Source organism: Pseudomonas syringae group sp. J248-6, assembly GCF_032586995.1.
In the GTDB taxonomy this organism is placed as follows: Bacteria; Pseudomonadota; Gammaproteobacteria; order Pseudomonadales; family Pseudomonadaceae; genus Aquipseudomonas; species Aquipseudomonas amygdali.
Genome location: NZ_JAWHOP010000015.1, coordinates 89,570 through 102,148, shown reverse-complemented (window position 1 = coordinate 102,148; position 12,579 = coordinate 89,570). Strand labels below are relative to the sequence as shown.

Sequence of the window (12,579 nt, the reverse complement as noted above, 5' to 3'; positions counted from 1 at the left end):
GCAGCCCTTATGGCAAGGGCCGATTGATCTGGTAGCGAGTGCTGCGGCCGCCGCCGGGCAGACGAGTCAGGCAGTTTCTGCCAAGCAGATCACTTAAATGCCGGGTCGCCGTGGCCTTGGAGACTTTCGCTACCGCTTGATACTGCGCGGCGCTCAGACCTTCTTCAAAGCCCCGCTCGCCGCCATCAAGCAGTCGATTCAACACCTTGACCTGCTCGGCGGACAAGCCGTCACCATTGTGCAACTGCCAGAATCGCGTCTTGGCCAACACCCGTTCGATACGAACCAGGGCATGCTCAATGCTGTTCAGCAATGTGCGCAAAAACCATTCCAGCCACTCGGTGATATCGGTTGTACGTTTCTGGCTGGTTTCCAGAACATGGTAATACCCGGCGCGGTCATCGAGGATGCTGGCAGACATGGAAAACAGCCGAATGGCTTGTTGATCGCCCTGAGTCAGCGTCAGGTCAGTCAGCGCCCGCGTCAGGCGACCATTACCGTCGTCAAATGGATGCAGCGTCACAAACCAGAAATGTGCGATGCCGGCACGCACGAATGGATCTAGCCCCGGATCATTTTGACTGGCGGCAAACCAGTCGAGGAAGTCGTCCAGTTGTTGCGCAAGCACCGCGCGCGGTGGTGCTTCGAAATGCACGACCGGTCTATCAAGTCTCCCGGAGACCACCTGCATGGGCTCGTCGCTACGCAACTGGCCTGCCAGGATGCGAGCGGATACAAAGCTGTCTTCTGCCGGGAACAGCCAGCGATGCCAGGTGTACAGGCGTTGTAGGTCAAGCGGTTGATCGTGCCTGCGTGTGGCGTCCAGCATCAGCTCTGCCAACCCCTCGCTGCGGGGGTTTTGTTTACCGTTATTGGCAATACCCAGACGACGCGCCAACGAAGACCTGACAGAGCCCACATTCAGTCGCTCGCCTTCGATGGCAGACGAGGTAACAATATTCTGCAACAGGGTGTCCACGCCCTCGCGCATTTCGGCATCGCCACTCACTACGCCGCTCATTCCCAGCAGGCGACCTTGAGCTTTAGCGCACGCTCGTATCAAGGGCGCGATGCGTTCATCGCTCCAGTTGAAGTGGGGCCAGTCCGGCTGCTGCCAGATCCAGAGATGTTCGGACATTGGATATGCCTTTGAGGTGAGCCGAATACGGGTTTAATCGGCTCATAAGGTGAGCCGATTGTGCTGGCTATTCGGCTCACCGTCCAGACGTTGTTTCGGGCCAAAAAAATTCAACTACCGTTCGTCCGCCTTCATAGTGGTTCACTTGCTGGCGCAATGGAACCGTATCAGCCTTCCCGACACTTAGGACGGCAGAGCATCGCTCCTTGTGGGCAATCTGATGAGATCCCGGGCGCAATGCCCCGGTCATCACTAATGGCCAAGCGGAGTTTATCTTCAATGAAAAAAAGTATTTCCCTGCTCACGACGTTGTTTTTCTGCCATGGCGCATTGGCAGGAACGATGCTCGATGAACAGAGCATTACTTCGTACGTCGACAGTCACAGTGCCGAGCAGGTCGCGTTGCTTGAAAAACTGGTGAACATCAACAGCGGCACGGACAACGTGGACGGTGTGGTCAAGGTCGGTGATCTGATGAAGGCAGAGTTGGAAGCACTGGGCTTCGATACCCGTTGGCACGAGCTGCCCGCAGGGATGAACCATGCGGGTAGCCTTGTCGCGGTGCATGACGGTAACAAGTCTGCGAAACGAATCCTGCTGATAGGCCATCTGGACACGGTGTTTCCGGCCACCAGCAAGTTTCAGGAGTATTCGTTGATAGATGGCGGCAAAAAAGCCAAAGGCCCTGGGGTGATCGACGACAAGGGCGGCCTGGTCACCATCCTGTACGCCTTGCAGGCGCTGAAACACAGCGGCGCATTGCAGGACATGAATATCTCTGTGGTCCTGGTTGGTGACGAAGAGCTGGCGGCCAAGCCGACTGAAATTTCCAGGGAATGGCTGATTGCCGAAGCCAAAAGAAGCGACATAGCACTGGGCTTTGAATTCGCCTTGTCGCCCAATCAGTTGATCACCGAGCGCAGAGGGTTGAGCGAATGGTTTTTGACCAGTACCGGCATAGACAAACACTCAGCGACTATTTTTCAGCCTGAAACCGGTTTCGGTGCGGTGTACGAGTCGGCCCGGGTACTTGACGAAATTCGCTCCAAACTCTCCGGTGAGCAAGGCTTGACCATTAACCCAGGGCTCATTCTGGGCGGCGCCACAGCCCAGGAAGATGTGCCCAGCGGACAAGGCACTGCCTCGGGGAGAAAAACCACAATCGCCAGAATAGCGTCCGTGCACGGCGACTTGCGGTTCAGCAGTGAAGAACAGCGAAGCTCTGCCGAAGCCCGGTTGCAGGAAATAGCCAGTCACTCACTGGCACAGACCCATAGCGATTTGAAGATCAAGGCAATCATGCCGGTCATGGTTGATCGCGAAAGTAATCGCAAACTTCTGCAAGCCTACAGCAAGGTCAGCCAGGACCTTGATGGACCTGCACTGGAATCGGCTCCGTCAGCGGAAAGAGGCGGTGCCGATATTTCCTATGTGAACAAATATGTAACGGCGAGCCTGGACGGTCTTGGCGCGTGGGGGCAAGGTGCCCACAGCGAGAATGAAACCATCGATCTGAGTTCGCTGCCCGTGGTGACCAAACGCGCCGCGCTGTTCATCAGCCGCTATGGCAAATAGCTGCTCTTCGGTCGGGCGCTGAGCCCTGCCTGGCTTGAAGGGCACAAGGACGGCGGCAGCACTTTATGCGTGTTGCCGTCCTCACCTGCAGTGTTGACCAGCCAAGGAGAAAAGCCAGATGGAATTTGAGCTGCGGTTGTCGCATGACAACGATCTGGAGCAGTTGCAGCGTCTCTCTGTGCGGGCTCGTCAGCGGTATATGATCATCCCCTCTTTGGCTCATGTCGCCGAAAGCCCACCGCTGGGCGCAGACAGATTCGAAGCCTGCCGGGTCATGGTGGCTGTCGACGGCCATAGCGATAAAGTCATCGGTTTCGCAGCCATGCGCCTACTGGATGATTACTTATACCTGGACAATATCTCGGTCGAACCTCTTGCTTCAGGCAAGGGCGTTGGAAAAAGCCTGCTGTCGTCTGTAGTGGCATACGCGCATTTGCGTCGGGCTGATGCGGTAAGCCTGACAACATTTCGCGAACCACCCTGGAATGGCCCATGGTTCCGTCAGCATGGGTTCTGTCCGATGCCGACGGATTGTATTGGCGATGGGTTAAGGCGCGTCATGAAGCGTCAGTCGCAGACTTTCGATCCTGCGACGCGTGAGACCCTGTGGCGTCTGCTTTAACCCATGCCAAGTCATGGATGCAATCCACTTTAGCGAACTGCGCTTTCCTCATCGAGCTGCAAGGTCGATACATAAATGCCTTGTTGGCTATCCGCCACCTTCGTTTTGTTGTTCAAGATTCGTACAGCCAGTCTTTGCCATATTCGCTTTGCCAGCCTGTTCTTTCACTGCGGTGAGAGCCGCAGCGCTCCAGCCAAAATGTATCAAAACAGAAATATCGTGGACACCTTGTCACCACAAAATGCACGCCACTCGCTGATGGACCGGCTCTGACCCCATAACCAGAAATCTCAGGCATCTCCTTCAGACGAGCGAATATTTGCTGCCATGAATAACCTGAACCTGCTGCAGACCTGCCAGAACGAACAATCGGCGGACGTGATTTACGGTCCGATTCAACCTGAACTGCTACGCGAGGAAGTGCTGGCCGATTTGCTGGAAGCCAGCGCCCGGCGCAATCCGCAGCAAGTGGCGCTGATCTTCGGCGAGCACCGGATCAGTTATGGGGAGCTGGACCGGCAGGCTGATCAGGTGGCTTCTGCGCTGATCAAGGCTGGCGTAAGGCCTGGGCACATCGTTGGTCTGTGGCTGCCGCGAGGCATCGAGCTTCTGGTGATGCAGGCCGGTATCGCCAAGGCGGGTGCCGCCTGGTTGCCTCTGGATCAGGACACGCCCGTTGAGCGTCTGCAGATATGCCTGGACGATGCCAGCGCAGTGGGGCTGGTGTCCTGTAATGCGCTGAGCCCGTTGCTGGCTGGTAGCGGTCTGAACGTGTGGACTGCCGAATCGCTGCTGACACCGACCGACGCAGCGTTGGTGCGCCGCAGTGGTGTGCTTCCCGATCATCCTGCGTACGTGATCTACACCTCCGGTTCCACCGGCAAGCCCAAGGGCATCCTGATTTCCCAGCGCAGCATCTGCCATTTCCTGCGCAGCGAAAACGCGGTACTCGGTATCCGCCCCAGCGACCGGGTTTATCAGGGCTTTTCCGTGGCATTCGACATGTCATTCGAGGAAATCTGGATTGCCTATCTGGTGGGCGCAACGTTGTGGATAGGCCCGAAGGAAACCAGCGGAGACCCTGAAACCCTGCCACGTCTGCTGAACGAGCAGCGCATCAGCGTTTTGCACGCGGTGCCTACTTTGCTGGCGCTGTTCAGCGAAGACGTTCCCGGCCTGCGCGTGATCAATCTGGGCGGCGAGATGTGCCCTGAATCGCTGGTCGACCGCTGGGCAACGCCGAACCGGCAAATGTTCAACACCTATGGGCCCACGGAGGCCACCGTGTCGGCGAGTCTGGCGCGGCTATCGCGTGGTCGCCCTGTCTCGATTGGTACGCCGCTACCCAACTATGGTCTGTTGGTAATCGCCAATGACCCAGCGGTCGGCAGCAGTCTGGCACCCAGCCTGCTGCCCCGTGGCGAAGTCGGCGAACTGTGCATCATCGGCCCCGGTCTGGCTGAAGGTTATCTGGGCAGGCCGGATCTGACCCAGGAGAAATTCCTGCCTAACCCGTGGTCCACCGGCTATCACGATGCGCGCCTGTACCGGACCGGCGACCTCGCGCGGATCGACGATGAAGGGCAAGTACAATGCCTGGGACGTGCCGATGATCAGGTAAAAATTCGTGGCTTTCGCGTCGAACTGGGCGAGATTGAAGCGCTGTTGGCGCAACAACCCGGTGTAGGTACTGTCGCAGTCCTGTTGCGCAACGAGGGTGGCGTTGATCAGCTGATTGCTTATCTGGTTTGCGACACCTCGACGGATTCCACATTCACCAGCCAGCTGCGCAAGGCCTTGCAGGCCCGGTTACCGTCGTACATGGTGCCAGGGCATTTCGAGCTGCTCGACAGCATGCCGCGCCTCACGTCCGGAAAAATCGACCGCAAAACACTCAAGGCTCGCCCGTTGACGGTTGATGCCGCGGCTGCTGACGCAGAGTCCGACGTGGCTGAAACTGAAGGCGAAATCGCACTGTTCGCTGCGTTGGCCACACTCTTTCCAGGCATGCCGATCCGCCGCGATGCGGACTTTTTCACCGATCTGGGCGGGCATTCCTTCTTTGCCGCTCGTTTGGCCTCGGCCTTGCGTGCGAATCCTCGCTTTGCACAAATCACTGTGCGCGACATTTACCAGCAACGCCGTATCGGCGCGATTGCCGAAGTGCTGGATCAAGCTCCACAAGAGATGGCTGCCCCGGTTGACTGGACGCCTCCGTCCGCGTGGCGTCGCTGGCGCTGCGGCGTGGCTCAGGCCATGGCATTGCCGGTAATGGTCAGCCTGCGAATGACCCAGTGGCTCGCGCCGTTCTTTACCTACCACTTGCTTACCGGTTCGCCTGACGACTCTGTGGCTTTGGCTACTTTGGCTTCTATCTCGGTGTTTCTGCTTGCCACCGTTCTGCAGTTTTTCATCGCGTGGGCGGCCAAGTGGCTGATCGTTGGTCGCCTGAAGCCTGGAATATATCCATTGTGGGGCGTCACTTATTTTCGCTGGTGGGCCGCCGACCGTATGGTCGAGTCGGCACCGAATTACCTGTTGAGTGGTTCTTCGCTTTATCCCCTGTGGCTGCGCGCTCTGGGAGCAAAGATCGGTGAGGAAGTGATTATCGGCGGGGCCACGGTGCGGGCCCACGACCTGCTGGAAATCGGTGACGGGGTCAGCGTCGGCAACGGCGTGAGCTTCGAGAACGCACGCGTCGAGCGGGGCCAGCTGCATCTGGGCCGTATCGCGTTGCAGGACAATGCCTGTGTGGGTTCCTACGTGATCATGGAGGGCAATACGGCTATCGGTCCGAGGGGGCATCTTGAAGCGCAATCGGCCATTGCTGACGGCAGGGAAGTTCCGGCGGGGCGTATCTGGCAGGGCTCACCTGCGCGTGATGTCGGCGCGTTCGATACGCTCGGCCAACCTGCGCGGCCTGTGACCAGCACTGCGCGTTTGCGGGCAGAAAAACTGTTCTTCGTGTTCGGCGTTCTGCTGGTCGCGACGCTGTTCTTCATCCCGGTCTTCCCGACCTTTTTCCTGATCGACTGGTTCGACACGCAGAACGTCTTGCCATGGTTCGAGGGCAGCGGACCATTGGGACAACTGGCGCGCTATTTCCTGCTCGCGTTCCCGGCCAGTGCGGTGCTGATTGTCGCGACTGTTCTGGCCTCTGCCGCATTGCGCTGGATCGTCTTTCCACGTCTCAAGCCGGGTCGCTACGCGGTACACAGCAACACTTATTGCGCCAAGTGGCTGATCAGCCAGATTCAAGAGGCCAGCCTCAACGTGCTGTCCGGTATCTACGCCACGGTGTATTCGCCCTTCTGGTATCGACTGCTGGGCGCGAAAGTGGGGCGCGACGCCGAGATTTCCAGCGCACAGGGCGTCATCCCGGACATGCTGACCCTGGGCGATGAAACCTTTATCGCCGATGCGGTGATGCTCGGTGATGAGCGTATCGACGGCGGCTGGATGACCATGCAGCCCACGGTCGTGTCGCATCGCAGCTTTGTCGGCAACGGCGGATACATCGCGGACGGCACGGTACTGCCGGAAAACGTCCTGATCGGCGTCCATTCCTGTGCACCGCATAACAGCAAGATGGCCGATGGCGATACCTGGCTGGGCTCGCCACCAATTCACCTGCCAGCCCGTGAGCAGGTAAGCGGTGCTCCGGAATCTCTGACCTTCAAGCCCTCGCCATTGCGTCGTCTGGCCCGAGGTCTGGTCGAAGGCGTGCGCATTGTCACCCCGCACGCGGTGGTGATTGCGGTTGGCTACACCGTGATGCTTGATCTGATGCCACTCGCCGACCAAGAGCGCTGGGGTGCCGTGCTGGCTTACCTTGCCGTCATCGGCATGGCGTACAGCGTGGGTAACTTTCTGCTGATCGCAGCCTTGAAGTGGCTGGTCATGGGGCGCTATCGCAAACGCGCAGACCCTATGTGGACGCCATTCGTATGGCTTTCGGAAGGTATCACCAGCCTTTATGAAGGCATGGCCGCACCAAACTTCATGCGCTACCTGCGCGGTACTCCGTGGCTGCCGCTGGCCTTCAACCTGCTCGGCTGCAAGATTGGCCGAGGGGTTTACATGGACACAACCGATATCACCGAATTCGACTGCGTCAGCATCGGCGCAGACAGCGAACTGAATGCCGGTGCCTGCCCGCAAACACACCTGTTTGAAGACCGGGTGATGAAAATCGATCACGTCATAATCGGCGAACGCGTGTACATGGGGCCACGCAGCGCCGTGCTCTACAGCGCTGTCGTCGGCAACGATGCGCACCTTGGCGCACTGACCCTGGTGATGAAAGGCGAACACATCCCCGCGTGCAGTCGCTGGGCCGGCTGCCCGGCGGCACCTGACAAAGCATGAGGCCCGGAGCGAGCTGGACATTTGATGAAAATGGCCAGCTTGCCCCTCCCAAGTCTTTCCCGCACCACGGTGTATTGCTGGTCAGTTGCGTCACCAGGCCTGGCTCTGCAAGAGATGACGCGAGAAACCGCATTCGGACCTGCGCGCGTATAGCCGTGGAGCAGTGGCTCGAATTGCCCCCGGACGCGATCACGTTCATCAGCACTCCAGGTGTTGCACCGCGATTGATGATCGACGGCCTGCCGGAGCCCGGTTTTTCCATCAGCCACGAAGCTGGATTCTCTCTGGCTGCGGTCAATCTCAACGGAGCGGTGGGTGTGGACTTGATGCAGGTCCAGCCTGTACCGGACTGGCAGGTTGTTGCGCGGGATTATCTCGGGCCAGATGTAGGTGCGCGACTGCGGGATGTTTCCGAGACGATGCGCCCGGTCGCGTTTGCCAGGGTCTGGTGTGAGCGAGAAGCGTTTTTGAAACTGCATGGGCGTGAGTTGGGGGAGTGGGCAGAGGTGGGGCAGTTGGAGGGCGTGGGCATCGAGGTTGAATTGGGGACGAATATGGTTGGGGTAGTGGCTTTGAAATGGCCTCGATGTGTAGCTCTGAGCCGTCAGGTCTCATCTGACTCTGTAATAGCGTTTCAATAAATTCGCTAGCCGGTGCCGCGACTCAAAGCCCCGTTCACACATCAGTTTGATTTATTCAAAGGTTAGGTATACGTTACATTTAATCTAATTTGTTATGTATACGGAACATGGACTATTCCCTCATCACAACGCGTCTTGGCGAGCAGATTCGGCAGCGCCGCCTCAATCGAGGGCTTACGCAAGCCAGGCTCGCCGCGATGGCAGCCGTCACCCGGCAAAAGATAATCGCCGTAGAAAAAGGTGAACTCTCAGTAGGTATGACGGCCTATGCGCGCGTGCTCGGGGCGCTGGATTGTGAGCTCTCGGTCATACCCGCTGTCATGCCTACACTGGATGAAATTGAGGGAGTATTCGACTGATGATGACCACGCTGCAGGTTGCAACGCCAGAAGGCGAGAGTGGACGAATCCTCAGTAGTGCGGGTGATTACCTGTTTCGCTATCACCATGACGCCAGAACTCAAGCCGCAATCAGCCTGCTTATGCCGCCTCGCGCGGATGAATATCGCCATCGAGAGCTGCACCCGATTTTCCAGATGAACCTTCCGGAAGGTTATGTTCTGGAGCAGCTACGTAATCGTTTGGCCAAGATCGCAAGCGTCGATCCAATGTTGCTGCTGGCATTGTCTGGCAGCAGCTCGCCTATCGGTCGAGTGGCGGTCCATTCGCCGGAGGTAGATGCGCTGTTGCAACGACAGCAGTTTCCGGGAGAGCGGCTTGACGAGATTCTCTCGTGGGATGGTGCCGAAGATATATTCGCGGGTCTGGTAGACCGCTACATCCTGCGTGCCGGCATCTCTGGTGTGCAACCCAAAGTACTGGTTCCCGAGCATCGAGACTCCGCGCCGCAGCGTTGCACGTCGAAAACTTCCGATCTGATCATCAAGAGTGGCCGGGATGAGTTCCCAGGCTTGGCGATCAACGAATTCATTTGTATGTCGGTGGCAAAGGAGGCAGGAATTGCGGTACCAGAGTTCTACCTGTCCGATAATTCCAGGCTGTTCGTCATGCGCCGCTTCGACCGGGATGACCAGCTCAACCCTATTGGCTTTGAGGACATGGCGGTACTGATGGGCTTGCCCGCCGGGAAGAAATACAGCAAGAGCTACTCTGCTATCGCCAAAGCAATCCGCCTGTTCTGTGCCCCCGACCAGGTACAGAATTCATTGGCCCAGCTATTCGCCATCGTGACCCTGAGCTGTATTGTCGGCAACGGCGACGCCCACCTGAAAAACTTCGGTCTGCTGTATTCCGACCCCACCCAACGAGATGCACGGCTCGCTCCAGCTTACGACATCGTCAACACCACGGCTTACATCCCCGAGGACGTGTTGGCACTGGATCTGCTCGGCAACAAGTCGCTATTCGCCTCGCGGCAGGGCCTACTGGATTTCGCCCAGATCTGTGATGTGACACGTCCAGAGGAGGTGATTTCCGGGCAACTTCAGGCACTGGAGCAAGTACTGGCGCGTTCGGTTGAGCTGAACGAGCGGGCGCCGGAGGTCATCGCTGCGGTCAGGCGATGTGCTGAGCCGTTTATGAAAACTTTTGGATAGCGAGCCGTTGGGCTTCGTGTCACGACCTTTGGCAACTGCAATTCCAACAGACAGATGAATGCACGAATGTTCTAGACTCACCTCCTGACGTCAGCGATAACCAATCGCTTTCATCGATTCAGGTGTTTTATGCCTTCCACACACTGGATAGACCTCGCTCGCGACCTTGATACAGGCATCGAGACGCTGCACGCGCACTTTCAGGGGCATGCCTATGATCCCCATTGGCATGACAGCTATCTGGTGGGCGTTACCCGGCAAGGTGTGCAGCAGTTCAATTGCCGCCGTCAGCGCCATGCCAGCACGCCCGGGCAGGTGTTCACACTGGAACCGGGAGAAATCCATGATGGCAATGCCCCGTGCGCCGAAGGTTTCACCTATCAGATGCTGTACCTGGACCCGCATTGGCTGAGCCGGGAGCTCAGTGGGTTGTTCGAACAGGCTCCCGACCAGCATCTGCCTTCTTTCGCCAATACCTTGCAAACGGAATCACGGCTGGCTCACGCGGTCACGTTCGCTTTCACGGCGCTGCATCAAAAAGAACTACGCATCGTTCGTCAAAGCGCGTTGGATGAATTACTGGCGCAGCTCATTGATCGGGTGCAATGGCGACGCATGACCGATCCCGATCCGCGCTTGCCGCAGGTGGCCTTGCGGGCGAGGGATTATCTGCACGCGCATCTGCACCAAGACGTAGGCATGAACGAGTTGGCAGCTGTTTGTGGCGTCGACCGCTTTCGCCTGACTCGGGCGTTCAAGGCGGCCTTCGGCCTGCCGCCTCATGCATATCTGGTACAGCTGCGCCTGGCCAAGGCCCGTCGAATGCTGGCAGCCGGAATCTGGCCCGCTCAGGTAGCCAGCGATCTGGGCTTTGCTGACCAAAGCCATCTGGGCCGCTGGTTCATGCGCGCCTACGGACTGAGCCCGGCGGCCTATCGCTTGCGCTGCTCAAACCTTCCAGACTGATCCTGTGGTATGTCGCAGCATGGGCTTTTTCAGCCCTGGATTGCCGATTATGCTGCCTTTCATTCTGTTCGCCTTCGTCGCCTCGATTACCCCCGGCCCCACCAACATCCTGGTATTAAGCAACAGTGCCCGCTTCGGCTGGCGCGCCGTCCTACCGTTGATTCTGGGAGCCTGCACCGGCGCTGCACTGTTGGTGTTGCTTGTCGGCATGGGTGTCGGCCACTCATTGCTCGCGATCCCCAATGCTCAGCGCGTCATGGCATGGGTCGGCGTGCTGTGGCTAACCTGGCTGGCCTGGAAGATAGGTGCCAGCCCGACCGACTCAATCGAGCGGCAAAACAGTCTGCCGATGGGCTTTATCGGTGGTGCAGCACTGCAAATAGTAAATCCCAAGACCTGGGTCATGGCGCTGGCGGTAGTCAGTGTATTCAGCCAGCGCAGCCCGGTGTCTTACCTGGCGCTGGTGTTTTTTCTGATTTCCTTGCCCTGCTTAGGCAGCTGGGCTCTGATGGGCGCAGGCTCGTCCCGCTGGCTCACATCGCCTTGGCGAGTGCAGTGGATGAATCGAGTGCTGGCGGTTTTATTGCTGCTGGCGGCGTGGATCGGTTTTATGGACAGTGTCTGAACGCGTGCGGCCTGGATTGGCGGTGGGTACGCGAGGAGTCGGCTTCATTCAAAGGCTCTTGTCGAGCCAACTCGACTATTTGCTTGTGAGGTGAGTTTTGCTCTTCAACTTGCTGGTTTGCTCTGCGGTCGTCATCTGTTTTCACCGCAGAGCCTGTATGGCGTCAGATTATTCCGGTGCTTGCGCGCCGCTGGCCCTGGACAGCTCAGCAGGTCGGGCTGCCGCATTGAAGAAGGCCAGGTGATAGGCCAGGCCTACGAACACCGCACCGCCCACCGCGTTACCCAAAAATACCGGAACGAAGTTGTCGCCGAACTGCGCCCAGCTCAAGGCACCGGCAAAGATCGCTGCAGGAATGACGAACATATTGGCGACGATGTGCTGAAAGCCGATCGCGACGAATGCCATCACCGGAAACCACATGCCGACCACTTTACCGATCACGTCCTTGCTCGCGTAGCTGAGCCACACCGCCAGGCACACCAGCCAATTGCAGCCAATACCCGAGATGAATGCCTGTTCGAAGCTGGCCCCCACCTTGGCATTGGCGATGGCCACAGTCTTGGCCATGAATGGACCTTCAGTCAGCCCCACCACATGGCCGAAACAATAGGCGACGAACAGCGCGCCGATCAGGTTGGCCAGCGTCACCAGTACCCAGTTGCGCACCAACTGACCCAGACCGATACGCCCGGCGAATAGCGCCATGGGCAGGCTCATCATGTTGCCGGTCAGCAACTCGCCACCGGCCAGCACCACCAGAATCAGCCCGACCGGAAACACCACAGCGCCAAGCAGATTGCCCAGCGACGCCCACTCGTGAGGGATCATGGTGCTGACATGAATATCGAGAAGAAACCCGAGGGCAATGAAAGCCCCTGCCAGAAAGCCCAGGATCATCAACGACGACAGGCCCAAGTGGGCTTTCTTGACGCCACTTTCGACGGCAATTTCAGCGATTTGCTGCGGGGTGTTCAGAGACATGGTGGGCTCGTGCGTGGTCGTGGGCTGAGCGTGGGGAGCAGAAGCTCAAGCGGTGCGCGCATCTGTCGCACGGGGAAACAACGTTACGGAATGTTTCGAAGGATG

The 12,579-nt window shown here is 58.2% G+C and carries 10 protein-coding genes; 8 read left to right on the top strand and 2 right to left on the bottom strand.

The features are described from left to right. Nucleotides 1-7 precede the first annotated feature (7 nt). On the bottom strand, nt 8-1,138 hold the full coding sequence (locus tag RYC17_RS19035) for a Fic family protein (protein ID WP_057404992.1): 1,131 nt from the start codon (nt 1,136-1,138) through the stop codon (nt 8-10). Between the two features lie 279 nt (nt 1,139-1,417). Here RYC17_RS19035 and RYC17_RS19030 point away from each other — a divergent pair, with 279 nt between their 5' ends. The 8 genes from RYC17_RS19030 (at nt 1,418) to RYC17_RS18995 (ending at nt 11,490) form a co-directional block, all read left to right on the top strand. After that, nucleotides 1,418-2,713, top strand: coding sequence for a M20 family metallopeptidase (locus RYC17_RS19030; protein WP_058401005.1), 1,296 nt, complete (start codon nt 1,418-1,420; stop codon nt 2,711-2,713). 118 nt (nt 2,714-2,831) lie between these two features. Continuing rightward, nucleotides 2,832-3,335: a GNAT family N-acetyltransferase gene (locus RYC17_RS19025; protein WP_316904096.1), complete on the top strand. Its 504-nt coding sequence runs from the start codon at nt 2,832-2,834 to the stop codon at nt 3,333-3,335. A 327-nt stretch (nt 3,336-3,662) separates the two neighbouring features. Next, nucleotides 3,663-7,703, top strand: coding sequence for a Pls/PosA family non-ribosomal peptide synthetase (locus RYC17_RS19020; protein WP_316904094.1), 4,041 nt, complete (start codon nt 3,663-3,665; stop codon nt 7,701-7,703). Then, nucleotides 7,700-8,344: a 4'-phosphopantetheinyl transferase family protein gene (locus RYC17_RS19015; protein WP_316904092.1), complete on the top strand. Its 645-nt coding sequence runs from the start codon at nt 7,700-7,702 to the stop codon at nt 8,342-8,344. The genes RYC17_RS19020 and RYC17_RS19015 overlap by 4 nt, the downstream gene beginning before the upstream one ends. Before the next feature lie 107 nt (nt 8,345-8,451). After that, nucleotides 8,452-8,703: a helix-turn-helix transcriptional regulator gene (locus RYC17_RS19010; RefSeq protein ID WP_316904090.1), complete on the top strand. Its 252-nt coding sequence runs from the start codon at nt 8,452-8,454 to the stop codon at nt 8,701-8,703. Further along, nucleotides 8,703-9,899, top strand: coding sequence for a type II toxin-antitoxin system HipA family toxin (locus RYC17_RS19005; protein WP_316904088.1), 1,197 nt, complete (start codon nt 8,703-8,705; stop codon nt 9,897-9,899). Before RYC17_RS19010 ends, RYC17_RS19005 begins: the two co-directional genes overlap by 1 nt. Before the next feature lie 129 nt (nt 9,900-10,028). Then, nucleotides 10,029-10,865 (top strand): AraC family transcriptional regulator, encoded by an 837-nt coding sequence (locus RYC17_RS19000; RefSeq protein WP_016982681.1) that lies wholly within the window; start codon nt 10,029-10,031, stop codon nt 10,863-10,865. A gap of 49 nt (nt 10,866-10,914) precedes the next feature. After that, complete coding sequence (locus tag RYC17_RS18995; protein ID WP_316904087.1) at nt 10,915-11,490, top strand: LysE family translocator; 576 nt, start codon at nt 10,915-10,917, stop codon at nt 11,488-11,490. A 168-nt stretch (nt 11,491-11,658) separates the two neighbouring features. On the opposite strand, the gene RYC17_RS18990 is transcribed toward RYC17_RS18995, so the two are convergent. Next, nucleotides 11,659-12,474, bottom strand: a complete 816-nt coding sequence (locus RYC17_RS18990; protein ID WP_005735093.1) for a formate/nitrite transporter family protein — start codon at nt 12,472-12,474, stop codon at nt 11,659-11,661. Nucleotides 12,475-12,579 lie beyond the last annotated feature (105 nt).